Source organism: Kitasatospora sp. NPDC096204 (assembly GCF_044763205.1).
Lineage (GTDB): Bacteria > Actinomycetota > Actinomycetes > Streptomycetales > Streptomycetaceae > Kitasatospora.
Map to the genome: position 1 here is coordinate 123,758 of NZ_JBIWFT010000016.1, position 17,421 is coordinate 141,178.

Consider the following 17,421-nt stretch of genomic DNA (forward strand, 5'->3'; position numbering starts at 1 on the left):
GCAAAAAACCGGGGACGGTGGGTGCACCGTCCCCGGTTCCGGGGTGTCGCCGTCGCGGCTCCGCCTGTGCGGCTCAGCTCTGGTTGTAGAAGCCGGTTTCGTCCATCGGGCGGTCGATCACCATGACCTCGACGTCGGCCGGGGTGAGCAGGAACACCCGCTTGGCGATCCGCTCGATGCCGCCCCGGGTGCCGAAGATCAGCCCGGAGGCGAAGTCGACCATGCGCTTGGCCTCGGCCTCCTCCATCTCGGTGAGGTCCATGACCACCGGGATGCTCGCCCGGATGTGCTCACCGACCGTCCGGGCCGCCTCGAAGCCCGTCGGCCGCAGGGAGACGATCTTCGCGGGCGCGGGGACGGCCGGAACCGTCTCCTGATCGACCCACTCGTCGTCGTACACCGCGGCCGGGTAGTTCCCCGAGGGCATCAGCCACCCGTTGTGGTGCTCGTCGCGAAGTGCTCCCATGCCGCGCCTCCCTGCCTCGTCCCGTCCTGGTCCCCCGGGGGTGTGTGCCGTTCTTGACACGTCATCCACTCGTCGGAACTGTCCGAGTATCGCACTGTTCACCGGTCCCGTGCCCGCTCGCAACCCCCGTACGAGTCGTGCCGCGCCGGAAACCCGGGCGAACCCGGGCACTCCCACTGACGCGGCGCAGCGTCGTACGGTTGCGCGCGTTGACCTTATCGGTCGCCGTCACGGCGTAATTGACCTTCTGTCAACAATGCGGAAACGATTTCACCCGCGGCGTCACTCGCCGGTGGCACCGTCGATCAATTCGCGCAGAAGATCCGCGTGGCCGTTGTGTCGCGCGTACTCCTCGATCATGTGGGTGAGGATCCAGCGCAGCGTCACCGGCTCGCCCCGGCGCGGCTTCTTGCCGACGGTGTCCAGCGGCAGGCCGGCGGCGGCGCCGCGGGCGGCCTCGACCTCGGCGCGCCAGATGGCGAAGTCGGCCGCGACGTCGGCGGTGTCGACGTCGTCGAAGTCGCCGTCCTCGTTCTCCTTCGTCCAGAAGTGGCCGCTGGTGGTCTCCCGGCCGAGCAGGACGGACTGGAACCAGTACTGCTCCACCTCGGCCATGTGCCGGACCAGGCCCAGCAGCGAGAGGTTGGACGGCGGGACGGAGCGCAGCCGCAGCTGGTCGTCGGTCAGGCCCTCGCACTTCAGCGCGAGGGTGTCGCGGTGGTAGTCGAGGAAGGCGGTCAGGGTGGCGGCCTCGTCGGCCGTCGTCGGCGGGTCTACCCGCGGGTCCGGTTCGATCATGCGTGCCATCCTGGCGTCCGGCCGCGCCCGGGCGCGAACGATTTTGCGCGGCGGGGGCATGGCGGCGGGCTCGCGCCGGGTTCAGCCCGCCGTCGCCCGGCGGCGCGTGCGGGCCGTCCGCCACAGGCCGACCACACTGCCCAGCACCAGCAGCGCGATCACCCCCGCCGACAGCAGGAAGGCCGCCGAGCCCGGCCGGCCCGCGCTGGCCGCCGCCGTGACGTACACCGCGGTGGTCGGCACCACGCCGAGCGCGGTGGCCAGTACGAAGGGCAGGAAGCGGACGCCGGAGAAGGCCGCGCCGTAGTTGGCCGCCTGGAACGGCATGCCCGGCAGCAGCCGCAGCACCAGCACGCTGCGGAAGCCCTGCTCGGTGAACCGCCGGTCCAGCGTCCCGAGCACCTTGCCGCGCAGGTGCGGGCGCAGCGCCTCGCGGCCGAGGCCCCGCCCGAGCCCGAAGGCCAGGGCGGCGCCCACCGTGGTGCCGAGCACCGCCAGCAGCACGCCCTGCTGGATGCCGAGCAGCAGCCCGGCCGCCGCGTTGAGCGCCGGCCGGGGCACGAAGGCGAGCGTCCCCACCGCGTAGACCAGGGCGAACAGCGGGCCGAACCAGTACCCCGGCATCCGCTCCGCAAGCCCGCCGGACAGCAGCTCCGTCGGGCTCCACAGCAGCAGCGACCCGGCCGCCGCCGCGAGCACCACCACCAGCAAGGCGAACCGCCACCAAGGCGAACGCGACGGGACGGCGGGAGCGGGCGCCGGAGGCGCGACGGGCGGCGCGGGAAGGGCCACGACGGGCGGCGCGGGAACGGCATCGGGCTCGAACACCGCCCGAGCCTAACCGGTGCCGGGGCCCCGCCCGCGCCGGGTCCCGGCTCAGCTGTACGGGCTCTTCTCCGGGTTGTAGTGCCAGTACTGGTTGTAGGCGCCCGCGAGGTACTGCCACTGGATCACCGGGGTGCCGTTGTCGATGACGCCGCCGGAGACGTCGAGGACCAGGCCGCTGTTGGCGTTCACGATCCGGCGCGGGGTGCCGGGGTGGCTGGCCGGCGGGTCGCTCCACTGCTGGTTGCGGCCTCCGTTGCAGCTCCACTGGCCGGCCTGGGCGCCCGGGGCTCTGCTGAAGGCGGCGATCTCCAGGCACTTGCCGCTGTGCAGGTTGATCCAGCCCTGGGCGGTCTGGGTCCACTTCTGGTTGTCGCCGCCGGTGCAGGTCCAGATCCGGACCGGGGCGCCGTTGTCGGTCCGCCAGTCGGCGACCTCGAGGCAGAAGTCGTTCGGCCCGGCGTACATCCCGGTGCGGATCTCGGCGGGCCCGAAGTCGGCGGTGATGGTGGCGGTGGACGCGGTGGACGCGGTGGACGCGGTGGACGCGGTGGCGGGCGGGGCGGTGAGGGCCACCGCCGCGGTGGCGAGGACGGCGGCGGCGGTGGAGAGACGGGCTCTGAGGGGCATCTGTTCGACCTCCGTGGTCAGTGCACCGGGCGCGGCCGGGCGAGGAATCCCAGCAGGCGTTGCCAGGAGTCCCGGGCCGCGTCGGCGTGTTCGACAGCGGAGAGTTCGAAGAAGTTGTGCGGTGCGCGTGGATATTTGACGAACTCGTGCGGGCAGCCGGCGGTGGTGAGGGCCGCGTCGAAGGCCTCGACCGCGTCCGCCGGGATGTGCTCGTCGGCGCCGCCCCAGAAGGCGAGGATCGGGGCGGTCAGCTCCCCGGCCAGCTGGGTGGGCCCCGGGGAGCCGTTGATGGTGTCCGGGTAGCCGTAGTAGCCGACGGCGCCGGCCAGGCCGAAGCGCGGCGCGGCGGTGCGGAAGGCCTGCCGGCCGCCGAAGCAGAAGCCGAGCGCGACCACCTCGGCGGGCCCGACGGCGCGCAGCCGGGCCAGGGCGGCGGTGATGTCGGCGTCCAGTCCCTCCGGGGTGAGCGCGAGCAGGTGGGGGAGCAGGTTCGGCAGTTCGCCGAATTCCGCCGGGCGCTTTTCCGGGAATGCGCCGGCGGTGCGGCCGTAGTAGTCGAGGACGAGCGCCGGGTGGCCCTGTTCGGCGAGTCGGGCGGCGGTCTGCCGGTAGAACGCGGAAAGGCCCTTGTTGTCCGGCAGGACGAGCACACCCGGTCCGGTGGCGATCTCCGGGCGGGCCAGGAAGGCGCCGAAGCGGGTGCCGTCGGCCGAGGTCAGGACCAGCGGGGCGGCCTCGGCCAACGGCCACAGGGCGGAGGTGAAGGCGGGCGGGGCGGCGTCCGGGTCGTAGCACACGGGGAATCCCTCTCGCGGAACAGGAAGAACCGCCGGGCGCGGCTGCGCCCGGCGGTTCGAGACCTTAACGGGGAATTCCCTCGAGAATTCACCATCATATCGCGGAGAGATCTTTTCCGGAAGGCTTCTCCGGTGACGGTGTGGTCACGTTTTCGCCGGTCCCGCTTTTGTCGGCGGCGTTTTTGCCGGCGGTGCTTTCGCGGCCGGAATTCCGCTCGGCCAGCCGCAGCGCCCCGGCGCTCAGCAGCAGGGCGAAGGCGAGCGCGGTGACCAGCCCGAAGGAGACAGTCAGCGAGGTGGCCTGGGCGAGGGCGCCGATGATCGCGGGGGCGATCAGGCCGGAGGTGTAGGTGACGGTGGCGACGCCGGCGATGGCCTGGCTGGGATTGGTGCCGATCCGGCCGGCCGCGGCGAAGGCGAGCGGGACGATCACCGCGATGCCGACGCCGATCAGACCGAACCCGGGGATGGCCAGGGCCGGGCTGTCGGCGGCGACCACCAGCAGGCCGCCGGCGGTGGCGACGGCGCCGCCGATGCGGGTGGTGCGGACGGCGCCGAGGCGGCGGATCACCGCGTCCCCGGCGAGCCGGCTGACCGCCATGGTGAGTGAGAAGGCGGTGTACGAGGCGGCGGCGACGGTGGCCGAGGCGCCGGTGACGTCCCGGAGGTAGACCCCGCTCCAGTCCATCGAGGCGCCCTCGGCGAAGACCGCGCAGAAGCCGACCAGTCCGATCACCAGCGAGCTGCGCGGCGGCAGGGCGAACCGCGGCGGCTCCTCCGCGCCCTCGTGCGCCCGGATGTCCGGCAGGCCGCGGCAGACGGCCTGGGCGAGGGCGAGCAGGACCACCGCGGTGACGGCCAGTTGGAGCCGGGCGTCGAGGTCCAGGTGGGCGGCGAGGATGCCGAAGGGGGAGGCCAGCAGGCCGCCCGCGCTCCACATCCCGTGCAGCCCGGACATGATCGAGCGGCCGAGCCGCTCCTCGATCTCCACGCCCTGGGCGTTCATCGCCACGTCCGCCATCCCCGAGGTGGCGCCGTACGCCAGCAGCGCCACGCACAGCGTCGGCAGCGAGGGGGCGAGCGCGGGCAGGGCGAGGGCGAGGCACCAGAGCGAGAGCAGTCCGCGCACCGCGGCCCGGTCGCCGTAGCGGTGCACGAAGCGGCCGGCCAGCGGCATGGCGAGGGAGGAGCCGACGGCGGGCATGACCAGGGCCAGGCCGAGCTGGCCGGCCGAGAGGTGGAGGTGGTTCTGGATCCAGGGGATGCGGGTGACGAAGCTGCCGGTGACGGCCCCGTGCACGCAGAAGACCAGGGCGATGCTCGCCCGGGCCCGGCGCGGTGCGGTCAGCGGCTCCGGCGGTGGTGGTGTGGTGGTCCCGGTCATGCGGTGTCCCTCCCGGTCGCGCGGCACGGGCGCGACAGTGCCTTGACGGTCGATAAATTATCAGGGAGGGACCCTGATAGAAAGGCTCTGGAAGGATGATCTGCCATGACCACCGCGCGTACGGCCACGCCGAGCACCGCCCGGGCGATCAACGACCGGCTGGCGCTCAACCTCCTGCTCGAACAGGGGCCCCTCACCGCGACCGAGCTGCGCGGCCTCACCGGCCTGTCCCGGCCGACCGTCGCCGACCTGCTCGAACGCCTCCAGCGCACCGGCCTGGTGGCCGTCGTCGGTGAGCGCGGAGAGCAGCGGCGCGGCCCCAACGCCCGGCTCTACGCGCTCGTCGCCTCCCGGGCCCACCTCGCCGCCGTCGACGTCCGCTCCGGCGGCGTCAGCCTGGTCGTCGCCGACCTGGCCGGGCGCAGCCTGGCCACCGCCGAGGTCCCGGTCGAGGGGGACGGCGGGCCGGACACCGCCGGAGCGATCGTCGCCACCCTGCTGGAGACCGCCCACGGCGTCGGCGTCGAACGGCTGCACACCGTCGCGGTCGGCGCCCCCGGACTGGTCGACCCGGCCACCGGGCGGCTGCAGAGCACCGGCAATCTCCCCGGCTGGCACGCCGAACTCCTCGCCGCGCTGCAGGAGCTGCCCGGCACCGAGGTGATCCCGGAGAACGAGGTCAACCTGGCCGGGCGCGCCGAGTACCGGGTCGGCGCCGCGCGCGACCGCGACACCTTCGTGCTGATGTGGCTCGGCCACAGCGTCGGCGCCGCCGTGATCCTGGACGGCCGGCTGCGCCGGGGCTTCTCCGGCGGCACCGGCGAGATCTGCTTCCTGCCCGTCCCCGGCACCGTCGGCCTGCCCAGCGCCGACAGCTGCGAGGGCGGCTTCCACGGCCTGGTCGGCAGCGCCGCGATCTGCGCGCTGGCCCGCGCCCACGGACTGCCCGCCGACCGGGCCGGGGACGCCTCCGCCGCCGAGGCCGCCGTACGGGCCGCCCTGGCGGCCGGCCCGGCGGGCGAGGGCTTCCTGGACGAGCTGGCCGAGCGGATCGCGCTCGGCGCGGCGAGCGTCTGCGTGGTGCTGGACCCCGGCTGCGTCGTGCTCGGAGGCGAGGTCGGCCGGGCCGGCGGGCCTGAGCTGGCCGGCCGGGTCGAACGGCGGCTGTCCCTGCTCTCCCCGCTGAGCACCGAGGTGCGGGCCGGCACGGCGGGCGGCGGCGCGGTGCTCGCCGGCGCGGTGCTCACCGCCGGCGACGCGGTGCGGCGCGACCTCTTCGGCGAGCCGTGACCGACCTCGCGTGACCGCCCGCGCCGCCGGTACGGCAGGATGGCGCGGGGGCGCACGCCTCCCGATCCCGAACCACCGTCAGGAGACGCACATGGGCCAGCCCGAGGTGCCGGCCAACCCGTACCGCATCGGCGAGGCCGCGGCGCTGCTCGGCGTCAGCGCCGACACCATGCGGCGCTGGGTGGACGCCGGGCGGGTCGCCGCCGCGCGGGACGAGAACGGGCACCGGATCATCCCGGGGGCCGAGCTCGCCGCCTTCGCCCGGGAGCTGGCGCGGCCGGAGAACGCCGAGACGGAGGGCCGGCCGTCCTCGGCCCGCAACCGCTTCCCGGGGATCGTCACCGACGTGGTGCTCGGTGACGTGGCCGCGCAGGTGGAGATCCAGGCCGGGCCGTTCCGGGTGGTGTCGCTGATCAGCCGGGAGTCGGCGGAGGAGCTGAACCTGGTGCCCGGCGCGCCCGCCACGGCGGTCATCAAGTCCACCAATGTGATGATCGAACGGCGCTGACGCTTCCCGCACGAGCCGCCGCACGAGTCGCCGCACCGAGTCGCCGCAGTCCCGCACGCGTCCCCGCAGGACCCCGTCACGAGTCCCGGAACCGAACGAGAGGCCCGGATGCCACCCCCGCACCTGCCGACCACCCAGAGCGCCGTGCTCGCGATCGAGGCCGTGGCCGCCCGCCACGGCCGCACCGTCCGCGCCCAGCACGACATCGGCCGCGACCGGACCTTCGCCGGGCTGGTCGGCCCGGACGGCCCGGGCGACGAACTCGACGGGGCCTGCGGCGCCATCCCGCACGAGGCGCTGCTGGAGTTCGACGGCAGCCCCGCCGTCACCGTCCGGCTGTTCACCCACGACGAGGTCACCGTCACCGTCGAGGGCATCGCCTTCGACGTCGACCGCGACCGCGTCCCCGGCTTCCTGAACGCCGTCTGGTCCGACCTGGTGCACGTCAGGGCGCGCACCTTCCCGCCGTCCACCACGCTGATCGTCACCGTCCCCGGGGAACCGAGCCACCGCGAGGACGTCGGCGTCCGCGACCTCACTCCCTGGCTCGCCCGAAGGGTCCGATGAACACCGCCGCCAAGCCGCTCGCCGTCGCCCACCGCGGCGACCCGTTCCGCTTCCGCGAGAACACCCTGCCCTCCGTCGAGTCCGCGCTCGCCGCCGGCGCCGACGCCGTCGAGGTGGACGTCCAGCTCACCCGCGACCGGGTGCCCGTGCTGCTGCACGACCGCACCCTGGGCCGGCTCTGGGGCGACCCGCGGTCGATCGACCGGGTCACCGCCGAACAGCTGGAGGAACTGCGGCAGGGCCCGCTCGCCGTCCCCACCCTCGCCGAGGCGGTCAAGGCGGTGGCCGCCGTCGAGGGCCGCCGGCTGCTGATCGACCTGGACGACGCCGGACCGGCCGCGGCCACCTGGGAGGTGGTCACCGGCCTCGGCGCCGAACGGGCCGTCGCCTTCTGCGGCCCCACCACCGCCATGCTCGCGGTGCGCGAACTCAGCCCCGACGCCGAGATCGCGCTCACCTGGAAGCAGCCCCGGATGCCCGTGCGCGCCCTGCTGGACGACCTGCGCCCGCGCTACCTCAACCCGCCGTTCGGCCTGGTCACCCCCGAGTTCACCGCCGCCGCGGCGGGCGAGGGGCTCGCCGTGTCCACCTGGACCGCCGACCTGCGCCGCACCATGCGCCGACTGCGTGACACCGGCGTCGCCTCCATCACCTCCAACCGGATCGGCGTGCTGCGCTCGGTGCTGGACGGCCGCCGGTGACCGAACCGGTCCCCGGGCGGCGGAGGCCGAGGCGGAGCGGGTGCCGGCCTTCGCGGGGGCGGGCGGCGGGTCCGTGCGGTTCGGGGAACCCGGGTAGCTCGTTCGGGTGCTCCCGGCCGATCCGCCGCGCGGGCCGTCGGAACCTCTGCTGAGCTGGGGCGGTTCGGAAACGTCGACGACCCCCCGGCGGAGGTGGCCGTGTCCGTGGAGCGTGGGCCCGGTGAGGAGCCGCGGCCGGACCACCGCAGGCCGTACCTGATGCTGCCGCCCGCGCTGCGGCAGGCGGCGGCCTGGTCGCTGGCGGTGATCCTGCTGATCGCCGTCGCCTCGCTGGTGGTCTTCGCGCTGGTCGAACTGCGGGCGGCCACCGTGCCGTTCATCCTGGCCCTGCTCGGGGCCTCGCTGCTCCACCCGGTGGTGCCCTGGCTGGTGCGCCGGGGCGTCGGGCGGAGCCTGGCCGCCGGGCTGACCTGCGCGGTGCTGGTGGCCGCGGTCGGCGGGGTGATCGCGCTGCTGGTCAACTCCCTGGTGCACAGCGCCCCGCAGATCGCCTCCTCGCTCCCGGCGGCCGGGCGGCGGCTGGCCGGCTGGCTCGGACCCTTCGGGGCGAAGATCGAGCACGCGCTGAGCAACGCCAAGGGCGAGACCAACTCGCTGATCTCCACCCTCACCAACGGGGTGCTCTCCGGGCTCGGGCTGCTCACCCAGGTGATCACCGGCGGGGTGCTGGCGCTCGCCCTGGTGTTCTTCTTCCTCCGGGACGGGCACCGCACCGGCGACGCCATCCGCGCCTACCTGCCGGAGCGCAGCGCCACCACCGTGATCGCCTGCGCGGAGCGGGCCTTCGAGGCGATGGCCGGGTTCATGCGCGGCACCACCCTGATCGCCCTGATCGACGCGAGCTTCATCACCATCGGCCTGGTCGCCCTCGGCGTGCCGGGCGCGCCGGGGCTCGGCGCGCTGGTCTTCATGGGCGCCTACATCCCCTTCGTCGGCGCGTTCCTGTCCGGTACGGCGGCGGTGCTCGTGGCCCTCGCCAACGGTGGCCTCGGCACGGCCCTGTGGGCGCTCGGCGTGGTGCTCGCGGTGCAGTTGATCGAGGGCAACATCCTCCAGCCCGTCATCCAGAGCCGCACGGTCGAGCTGCACCCGGCCACCATCATGGTCGCCGTGGTGGCCGGGGCCGGCATCGCCGGCATCATCGGCGCCCTGCTCGCCGTCCCGGTCTGCGCCGCCGGCATGGGCGTCGTCACCGTGCTGCGGGGCGACCGGGAGCGGGCGGGGAAGTCGCTTGCCGGGCCGTGAGCCGCCGTGTGATCATCGCTAATGCGAAATAAGTCGCAATAGTGTCCGAGGGGGCGTTCATGGAACTGATCGAGGTGGCCGGGGCGGGGGCCGGGCCGTACGGGGTGGCGGTGGGAGCCGACGGGGGTGTCTGGTTCACCCTGGTGCACGGTGGGGAGATCGGCCGGCTGGCTCCCGACGGGACGGTGGAGCGGTTCGGGCTCGGGGCGGCCGGATGCGGGCCGGCGGTGATCGCCGCGGGGCCGGACGGGGCGATGTGGTTCAGCCGGCTGCGGGACCACCGGATCGGGCGGATCGACGCGGGCGGGGCGGCGACGTCCTTCGCGCTGCCGACGGCGGACTCCGGGCCGTACGGGATCGCCGCGGGGCCCGACGGGGCGCTCTGGTTCACCGAGTCGAACGCGAACCGGGTCGGGCGGATCACCGTCGACGGCGAGGTGACGGAGTACCCGCTGCCGGTCGACGGGGCCTTCCCCTCGCTGATCACGGCCGGGCCGGACGGCGCCCTGTGGTGCACGCTCCACCAGGCGGACGCGGTGGCGAGGGTCGCCACGGACGGCGAGGTGACCGTCCACCGGCTGCCCGCCCGGGGCACCGCTCCGGTCGGCATCGCCGCCGGTGCGGACGGGGCGCTCTGGTACGTCGGGATCGGCGGCGGCCTGGTCGGGCGGATCACCGTCGACGGGAAGGTGACGGAGTACCCGCTGGCCGACCGCTCGGCCAAGCCGCACGCGATCGCGGCCGGGCCGGACGGCCGGCTCTGGTTCACCGAGTGGGGCGCCGGGCGGATCGGGGTGCTCGCACCGGACGACCGGCCGGACGGACACCCGATCCCGGGCGAGCGCGCCGAGCCGCACGGCATCGCCGTCGCCCCGGACGGCACGGTGTACGCGGCGCTGGAGCGCGGGCAGATCGCCCGGCTGGAGGCCGGGGGCTGACGCCGCGACAGCTCGTCCGGGACGCGCGGAGGGTGACGCGCTGACGGAGGGCGGCGCGCGGTCGGCGGCGCGGCGGCGCGGGCGGGAGTCCTGACCCGCCGCCGCCCGACGGCCGGTCAGGAGGTCCCGGTCGGGGCCCGGGAACTCGGGCCCAGCGGCCCCGGGCGGGCGGGCCGAAGGGCCCTGGGGTGCGGAGGCGGCGAATTCGGATCATGGATCGCCATCCATTCGCACGACGTTCCGAAGGAGTGCGTCCTTGAGCGCCACCCAGGCACAGGGCGACCCCACCTCACCGCCAATGGCCATCCCCGCGGGGACGGTCAGGGCCAGGAGGCCCGGTTCGGCCCTGGTCAGGCTGCTGACCACCACCGACCACAAGACGATCGGCACCATGTACCTGGTGTCATCGTTCGCGTTCTTCCTGATCGGCGGCATCCTCGCCCTGGTCATGCGCGCCGAACTCGCACGGCCCGGAACGCAGATCCTCTCCAACGAGCAGTTCAACCAGGCGTTCACCATGCACGGCTCGGTGATGCTGCTGCTGTTCGCCATGCCGCTGTTCACCGGCTTCGCCAACTGGATCATGCCGCTCCAGATCGGTGCCCCGGACGTCGCCTTCCCGCGACTGAACATGCTGTCGTACTGGCTGTTCATGTTCGGCTCGCTGATCGCCGCGGCCGGCTTCGCGACCCCGCAGGGCGCCGCCGACTTCGGCTGGTTCCTCTACGCGCCGCTGTCCGACGCGATCCACTCGCCCGGCGTCGGCGCCGACATGTGGATCATGGGCGTGACGCTGTCCGGCTTCGGCAGCATCTTCGGCGCCGTCAACTTCATCACCACCATCATCTGCATGCGCGCGCCCGGAATGACCATGTTCCGGATGTCCATCTTCTGCTGGAACGTGCTGCTCACCTCGGTGCTGGTGCTGCTGGTCTTCCCGGTGCTGGCCGCCGCGCTGCTGGCGCTGGAGTGCGACCGCAAGTTCGGCTCCCACGTCTTCGACCCGGCCAACGGCGGGGCGATGCTCTGGCAGCACCTGTTCTGGTTCTTCGGGCATCCCGAGGTGTACATCCTGGCGCTGCCGTTCTTCGGGATCGTCTCGGAGGTCATACCGGTGTTCAGCCGCAAGCCGATGTTCGGCTACGCCGGCCTGATCGCCGCGACGGTGGCCATCGCGGGCCTGTCGGTGACGGTGTGGGCGCACCACATGTACGTCACCGGACAGGTCCTGCTGCCGTTCTTCTCCTTCATGACCTTCCTGATCGCCGTCCCGACCGGGGTGAAGTTCTTCAACTGGGTCGGCACCATGTGGAAGGGCTCGCTGAGCTTCGAGACCCCGATGCTCTGGACGGTCGGCTTCCTGGTCACCTTCCTGTTCGGCGGCCTGACCGGCGTGCTGCTCGCGGCCCCGCCGATCGACTTCCACGTCTCCGACTCGTACTTCGTGGTCGCGCACTTCCACTACACGCTGTTCGGCACCGTGGTCTACGCGATGTTCGCGGGCTTCCACTTCTGGTGGCCGAAGATGACCGGCAAGAAGCTCGACGAGCGGCTCGGCCGGATCACCTTCTGGACGCTGACCATCGGCTTCAACGCCACCTTCCTGGTCCAGCACTGGCTGGGCGTGGAGGGCATGCCGCGCCGCTACGCCGACTACCTGGCCTCGGACGGCTTCACCACCCTGAACACCGTCTCGACCATCGGCTCGTTCCTGCTCGGCCTGTCGATCCTGCCGTTCCTCTACAACGTCTGGAAGACCGCCAAGTACGGCGAGAAGGTCACCGAGGACGACCCGTGGGGCTGGGGCCGCTCGCTGGAGTGGGCCACCTCCTGCCCGCCGCCGCGGCACAACTTCGTCAAGCTGCCGCGGATCCGCTCCGAATCCCCGGCCTTCGACCTCCACCACCCGGACATCGCGGCCCGGGACATCCTGGAGAACAGCGGCAAGCCCGCCACGCACCTGGGTGACGTGGAGCCGGCGAAGTACGACCGGCCGCTGAGCCGGGCGGACCGGGCGGCCGCCGCCGTGGCCACCAAGGACCCGGACGCCGGGCCCACCGAGGGCGGCTGATCCCGCCCCCCCGAACGCCGTCCCCGCCCGCGTCGCTGCCCCCGGGCGGGCGGGGACGGCCCCTCCGCTCCTGATTTCTCCCCTCTCCTCACCCCTTCGTGACCAGGAAGGCCGGGTCGTGAACCACACCGTTCTCGCCATCGGCACCGCCGCCCTCACCGCGAGCGGCTGTGTCTGGTACCTGCCCGCCATCGCCGACCTCCAGGCCGGCGCCGACCGGCCCCGCTCCACCCGCACCGCCGCCGCGGCGTGCGTGCTGTGGTGGGCCGGGCTCGCGCTCGCGGGCGGGCTGCTGCTCGTCCTCACGGACTGGCGGCCCGCCGCACAGGTCGCGCTCGCCGGACTGGTCGGCGGCACGGCGCTGCGGGTGCGGGCCCTGTGGGACCGCCGCCGGGAGGTGCGCGAGACGGCGGCCCGCTGGGCCGCCCTGGACGCCGGGCCCGCCCCGCGCTCCAACCGCCCGCCGGCGCTGGCCCTGGCCGGGTGGCTGGTGGTCGGTACGGCCGTCGCCCTGCTCGGGGCGGTGGCCATCCTGCTGTCCGGCGGCGGCGAGGTCGTGCCCCGGGTGGCGCTCGCGGCGGTCAGCGGCGCGGGCGTCGCGCTCGCCTTCCTGCTGATGGGGCTGGGCAACATCCGGCGGCAGGGGCGCTGAGACGCGCCCGTCGGCCGGGTCCTGCGACCCGGTCGCGATGGGGCCCTTGGGCCCTGGGCCGGTGGCCGGCCGTGGGGGATGATGCCCTGGGCCCCGCTGGGAGTGTGCGGGGGTGACGAAGGTGGAGCCGCGTGATGGCGACCAAGACGGAGGGTGCCGAGGCCTCGGCGCCGGTCCGGGTGTTCCTGCTGGACGACCACGAGGTGGTGCGCCGCGGGGTGCACGACCTGCTGGACGGCGAGCCGGACCTGGAAGTGGTCGGGGAGGCGGCGACGGCCGAGCAGGCGCTCGTCCGGGTGCCCGCGCTGCGGCCCGACGTGGCCGTGCTGGACGTCCGGCTGGGCGACGGCGACGGCGTCTCCGTCTGCCGTGAGCTGCGCTCGCGGATGCCCGGCCTCGCCTGTCTGATGCTGACCTCCTTCGACGACGAGGAGGCGCTGCTGGACGCCGTGATGGCGGGCGCCGCCGGGTACGTGCTCAAGCAGATCAGCGGGACCGACCTGGTCGCCGCCGTCCGCACCGTCGCCTCCGGGCGCTCGATGCTGGACCCCGGCGCCGCGACCCGCCTCCTCAACCGGCTGCGCAGCGACGCCGAGCCCGCCCAGCCGGTGACCACCGGCCCGGGCCTGACCGCGCGCGAGCAGGAGGTCCTCGAACTCATCGGCGAGGGCCTGACCAACCGGCAGATCGGCGAGCGGCTCTACCTCGCCGAGAAGACCGTCAAGAACCACGTCTCGCGGCTGCTCGCCAAGCTCGGCGTCGAGCGGCGGGTGCAGGCCGCCCTGATCGCCACCGAACTGCGCCAGGCCGCCGCCCCGCAGTCCTCCGGGCTGCGCTCCGGCCGGTACTGACCCGGCCGTTCGCGGCTGTCCGGGCCCGTTCGGTGTCGTTCGGGCCCGTTTGGTGTCGCTTGGGCCCGTTCGGTACTGTTCGGGCCTGTTTGGTGCCGTTCGGGGCCGAACGGGCCTTCGGTCCCGGGGTCGGCGCTCCTCGGAGCGGGCCCTCGCCGGGACCATCGGCCCTCGCGACCGGGCCCGGTCGCGGGCGAGCATCGCTCGCATGAACCGCGACCACCTCCCGTTCCCCCGGCCCGTCCCGTACGACCTTCCCGAACTCCGCGAACTCGACCGCAGGCGCTCGCTGGAGCTGCTGGCCAGGGCCGACGTCGGCCGGGTGGTCTACACCGTCGACGCCCTCCCGGCCGTCCTGCCTGTGCCGTTCCGGCTGGGCCCCGGCGGCGTGCTGCTCTCGGCGCCGGCCGGCTCCGAACTGGCCAGGGCCGTCGACGGCGCGGTGATCGCCTTCGAGGCCGACGAGGTGGACGGCCGGGACGGCTCCGGCTGGTTCGTCACCGTCCTCGGCCGCGCCCAGGTCCGCCCGGCCGGCAGGAGCGCCGACGCGGGTGACACCGTACGGATCCGGATCCGTCCGGAACTGGTCATCGGCCGCTGCCTCGCCTGAGCCCCGCCGGCACCCTCGGGCGGCCCGGGCAACTCCTCGGCGGTGTGCGGGAATTGGGCGTACGCCGCAGTGTCCGGATCGGAGTGGACGAGCGGGTGGCCTCGGCTGGCACGGCGAACTCCCGGGCGCGGGCCCGCCGTTCCTCCTCCGCCGGGCCGCTCGGCGCCCGGCGAGGAGCCCCGGCACCCGCCCGGGGCCGGCAGGTCACTCGAACCTAAAATCGCGTCATGACTGAATCCGCCGCGACCGGTTCCCCCGACGACCTGCGCTCCTTCGACAGCGGCCACGGCCGCCTCGCCTACCTCGACGCCGGTACGGGCGAACCGCTGGTGCTGCTGCACGGCGGCCTGCTGGACCACCGGAGCTGGGCGGACCAGCTCCCCGCCCTGCTGCCCGAGTACCGGGTGATCGCACCGGACACCCGCGGCCACGGCGCCTCCGCCAACGCGAGCCGGCCGTTCCGCCCGGCCGACGACCTGGCCGACCTGCTGCGCCACCTCGGCCTCGGCCCGGTGGTCGTGGTCGGGCTCTCCATGGGCGGGACGATCGCCCTCGACCTGGCCCTCGAACACCCCGAGCTGGTCCGCGCGCTGGTGATCAGCGGCAACGGCACCGGCGAGTCCGAGTTCAAGGACCCGTGGCTCGGCGAACTCCGCGACGAGCAGAACGCCGCGCTGGCCGAGGGCGACGGCGAGCGCTGGCTCGACTCCTTCACCCGCCTCGCCTCCGGGCCGCACCGCCGCCTGGACGAGGTCGATCCCGAAGTGGTGCGCCGGCTCAAGGAGATGACCCGGAACACCGTCGCCAAGCACACCCCCGACGAGCCCCAGTACCTGGTGCCGGTGACGGACACCTGGAAGCGGCTGACCGGGATCACCGTCCCGCTGCTGGCGATCAACGGCGGCATCGACTCCGTGGACCACATCGGCCTGGCGGAGCGGGTCGTCCGCACCGTCGTCGACGGGCGCGCGGTGATCGTCGAGGACACCGGGCACTACCCGAACATGGAGCGGCCGGAGGAGTTCAACGCCCACCTGCTCGGCTTCCTGCGGGCCCTGCGGGGCTGACGGCCCTGGCCCGCCGCCGGGGCCGGCCCCGGCGGCGGCGGGCCTCCGCGTCGGGAGGGGTCCTCAGGACCCGATCGGGGCCTCCCACACCAGCCGGGTGCCGCCGCCCTCGGCCGGGTCGACGGTGAACGAGCCGCCGGCCCGGTCGGCGCGCTCGGCGAGGTTGCGCAGCCCGCTGCGCCGCCCGCCCTCGGGCACGCCGACACCGTCGTCCGTCACGGTCAGCACCACCCGCCCGGCCAGGGCGCGCAGCGTCACCTCGACCCGGGACGCCCCGGCGTGCCGGGCGGCGTTGCTGAGCGCCTCGGCGAGGACGGCGACCACGTGCCCGGCCAGCTCCTGCGGCACGTCGGTGTCCAGCAGGCCCTCCATGCTCAGCCGGGGCGGGAATCCGAGCGGGCCCTGGGCATCGGTGACCACCCGGGTGGCACGGGCGCGCAGACCGCGGTCCGGCTCGCTGTGGGCGCGCAGGCCGAAGATGGTCGAGCGGATGATCTTGATGGTCTCGTCCAGGTCGGCCACCGCCCGGGCCACCCGGTCCGCCGCGGCCTGGCTCTCGATCAGCCGGCCCGCGCTCTGCAGCGTCATCCCGGTCGCGAACAGCCGCTGGATCGCCAGGTCGTGCAGGTCCCGGGCGATCCGGTCACGGTCCTCCAGCAGGTTCAACTGCTCGGCGTCGCGCCGCCGTTCGGCCAGCTCCAGGGCCAGCGCGGCCTGGTCGGCGAAACCCAGCAGCGGGCCGGTCTCCTCCGGCCCGAAGGCCGGCTGCCCCTGTGCCCTGGCCAGCAGCAGCACACCCCGCCCGTACCCGGCACCGGTGCCCAGCGGCACCGCCACCGCCGCGCCCAGCCCGTCGAAGCGGCCCGCCGGGCCGGCCCTGAACCGGTCGTCGCAGGCCAGCTCGTCACTCGTGGCCGGCGAGCCGGAGGCGTACGCGGCACCGGACAGCGTGCCGTCCACCGGCACCGTCACCCCCAGCCGCGCCGACGGCGTGCCGCCCAGCGCGACCTCCACCGTCAGCTCCTCGGCCCGCTCCTCCGGGCCGGCCAGCGCCACCGAGACGTCCGCCAGCTCGGCGCCCGAGATCTCCCGCGCCCGGCGGGCGATCAGCTCGACCACCTCCAGCCGCGGCGCCCCCGACAGCAGGCTGCGGGTGATCTCCGTGCTCGCCCGCAGCCAGCGCTGGCGCAGCTGCGCCTCCTCGTACAGCCGGGCGTTGTCGATCGCCACGCCGGCCGCGACCGCCAGGGTGGCGATCACCGCCTCGTCGTCCTCGTCGAAGTCCAGTCCGCCGCGCTTGTCGGTCAGGTAGAGGTTGCCGAACACCTCGCCGTGCACCCGCACCGGCACCCCCAGGAAGGTGTGCATCGGCGGGTGGTTCGCCGGGAAGCCGACCGAGGCCGGGTGGTCGGACAGCACCGGGCAGCGCAGCGGCTGCGGCTCGCGGATCAGCTCGCCCAGGATGCCCCGGCCCGACGGCGGCGGGCCGATCTCGGCGATCTCCTCCTCGGTCAGGCCCACCGTCAGGAACTGCGACAGGGTGTGCCCGTCCGGCCCGATCACCCCGAGCGCCGCGTACCGGGCGTCCACGAGGTCGGCCGCCGCCTCCACGATCCGGTGCAGCGCCTGCGCCAGGTCCAGCTCCCGCCCGACCGCCAGCACCGCCTCCAGCAGGCTGTGCACCCGGTTCTGGGTGCCGCGCGCCGCGTCGATCCGCCCCTGGAGCTCCTCCAGCAGCTCGTCCAGGCGCAGCCGTGGCATCCGCGCGCCGCCACCCGTCGCGCTGCCGTCCGCTCCGCCCACCGCTGTCCTCCTCGTCGTGCCGCCCTGACCGGCCCGTCCACCGTCCGGACGTGCCCCATCCGCCCTGCGGACGGCCGCTCCCACCGCCCGGCCCGGCTCGGGCGCCGTCCGACCAGCGGGAATGTCCATTACACGATAGACCGAACGGGGGACCCGGC

At 74.2% G+C, this 17,421-nt stretch carries 18 protein-coding genes; 11 read left to right on the top strand and 7 right to left on the bottom strand.

Going from position 1 to position 17,421, the window contains the following annotated elements; translation table 11 throughout:
• Positions 1 to 73: 73 nt before the first annotated feature.
• The 6 genes from ACIQ87_RS19630 to ACIQ87_RS19655 form a co-directional block, all read right to left on the bottom strand.
• On the bottom strand, positions 74 to 466 hold the full coding sequence (locus ACIQ87_RS19630) for a cell division protein SepF (protein ID WP_402408126.1): 393 nt from the start codon (positions 464 to 466) through the stop codon (positions 74 to 76).
• 282 nt (positions 467 to 748) lie between these two features.
• Complete coding sequence (locus ACIQ87_RS19635) at positions 749 to 1,264, bottom strand: DinB family protein (RefSeq protein WP_402408127.1); 516 nt, start codon at positions 1,262 to 1,264, stop codon at positions 749 to 751.
• 81 nt (positions 1,265 to 1,345) lie between these two features.
• Positions 1,346 to 2,092 carry a TVP38/TMEM64 family protein gene (locus ACIQ87_RS19640; protein WP_402408130.1) on the bottom strand — a complete coding sequence of 249 codons (747 nt, stop codon included), beginning with the start codon at positions 2,090 to 2,092 and terminating at the stop codon, positions 1,346 to 1,348.
• Between the two features lie 48 nt (positions 2,093 to 2,140).
• Positions 2,141 to 2,719, bottom strand: coding sequence for an RICIN domain-containing protein (locus ACIQ87_RS19645; protein WP_402408133.1), 579 nt, complete (start codon positions 2,717 to 2,719; stop codon positions 2,141 to 2,143).
• 17 nt (positions 2,720 to 2,736) lie between these two features.
• On the bottom strand, positions 2,737 to 3,516 hold the full coding sequence (locus ACIQ87_RS19650) for a dienelactone hydrolase family protein (RefSeq protein WP_402408135.1): 780 nt from the start codon (positions 3,514 to 3,516) through the stop codon (positions 2,737 to 2,739).
• A 94-nt stretch (positions 3,517 to 3,610) separates the two neighbouring features.
• The gene (locus tag ACIQ87_RS19655; RefSeq protein ID WP_402408137.1) at positions 3,611 to 4,900 is read right to left on the bottom strand and encodes an MFS transporter; all 1,290 of its coding nucleotides are present in this window, start codon (positions 4,898 to 4,900) and stop codon (positions 3,611 to 3,613) included.
• Between the two features lie 105 nt (positions 4,901 to 5,005).
• Between ACIQ87_RS19655 and ACIQ87_RS19660 the strand changes: the two genes are divergently transcribed.
• The 11 genes from ACIQ87_RS19660 to ACIQ87_RS19710 all read left to right on the top strand — a co-directional run bounded on the left by ACIQ87_RS19660 (position 5,006) and on the right by ACIQ87_RS19710 (position 15,460).
• Positions 5,006 to 6,190 (top strand): ROK family transcriptional regulator, encoded by a 1,185-nt coding sequence (locus ACIQ87_RS19660; RefSeq protein ID WP_402408140.1) that lies wholly within the window; start codon positions 5,006 to 5,008, stop codon positions 6,188 to 6,190.
• A 91-nt stretch (positions 6,191 to 6,281) separates the two neighbouring features.
• Positions 6,282 to 6,698, top strand: coding sequence for a molybdopterin-binding protein (locus tag ACIQ87_RS19665; RefSeq protein ID WP_402408143.1), 417 nt, complete (start codon positions 6,282 to 6,284; stop codon positions 6,696 to 6,698).
• A gap of 108 nt (positions 6,699 to 6,806) precedes the next feature.
• Positions 6,807 to 7,265, top strand: a complete 459-nt coding sequence (locus ACIQ87_RS19670) for a hypothetical protein (RefSeq protein ID WP_402408145.1) — start codon at positions 6,807 to 6,809, stop codon at positions 7,263 to 7,265.
• A complete protein-coding gene (locus tag ACIQ87_RS19675; RefSeq protein WP_402408146.1) occupies positions 7,262 to 7,966 on the top strand; it encodes a glycerophosphodiester phosphodiesterase in 705 nt (234 codons plus the stop codon). Before ACIQ87_RS19670 ends, ACIQ87_RS19675 begins: the two co-directional genes overlap by 4 nt.
• Before the next feature lie 198 nt (positions 7,967 to 8,164).
• The gene (locus ACIQ87_RS19680; RefSeq protein ID WP_402408149.1) at positions 8,165 to 9,271 is read left to right on the top strand and encodes an AI-2E family transporter; all 1,107 of its coding nucleotides are present in this window, start codon (positions 8,165 to 8,167) and stop codon (positions 9,269 to 9,271) included.
• A 59-nt stretch (positions 9,272 to 9,330) separates the two neighbouring features.
• Positions 9,331 to 10,209: a virginiamycin B lyase gene (locus tag ACIQ87_RS19685; protein WP_402408152.1), complete on the top strand. Its 879-nt coding sequence runs from the start codon at positions 9,331 to 9,333 to the stop codon at positions 10,207 to 10,209.
• Positions 10,210 to 10,507: 298 nt separating this feature from the next.
• Positions 10,508 to 12,280, top strand: a complete 1,773-nt coding sequence (ctaD, locus tag ACIQ87_RS19690) for a cytochrome c oxidase subunit I (RefSeq protein WP_402408276.1) — start codon at positions 10,508 to 10,510, stop codon at positions 12,278 to 12,280.
• Between the two features lie 118 nt (positions 12,281 to 12,398).
• Entirely contained in the window at positions 12,399 to 12,932 is a 534-nt protein-coding gene (locus tag ACIQ87_RS19695; RefSeq protein WP_402408154.1) for a hypothetical protein, read from the top strand.
• 134 nt (positions 12,933 to 13,066) lie between these two features.
• Positions 13,067 to 13,783: a response regulator gene (locus ACIQ87_RS19700; protein WP_402408157.1), complete on the top strand. Its 717-nt coding sequence runs from the start codon at positions 13,067 to 13,069 to the stop codon at positions 13,781 to 13,783.
• A 208-nt stretch (positions 13,784 to 13,991) separates the two neighbouring features.
• Positions 13,992 to 14,393: a pyridoxamine 5'-phosphate oxidase family protein gene (locus ACIQ87_RS19705; RefSeq protein WP_402408159.1), complete on the top strand. Its 402-nt coding sequence runs from the start codon at positions 13,992 to 13,994 to the stop codon at positions 14,391 to 14,393.
• 227 nt (positions 14,394 to 14,620) lie between these two features.
• Positions 14,621 to 15,460: an alpha/beta fold hydrolase gene (locus ACIQ87_RS19710; RefSeq protein ID WP_402408162.1), complete on the top strand. Its 840-nt coding sequence runs from the start codon at positions 14,621 to 14,623 to the stop codon at positions 15,458 to 15,460.
• A gap of 63 nt (positions 15,461 to 15,523) precedes the next feature.
• On the opposite strand, the gene ACIQ87_RS19715 is transcribed toward ACIQ87_RS19710, so the two are convergent.
• A complete protein-coding gene (locus tag ACIQ87_RS19715; RefSeq protein WP_402408278.1) occupies positions 15,524 to 17,221 on the bottom strand; it encodes a GAF domain-containing protein in 1,698 nt (565 codons plus the stop codon).
• Positions 17,222 to 17,421: the final 200 nt, after the last annotated feature.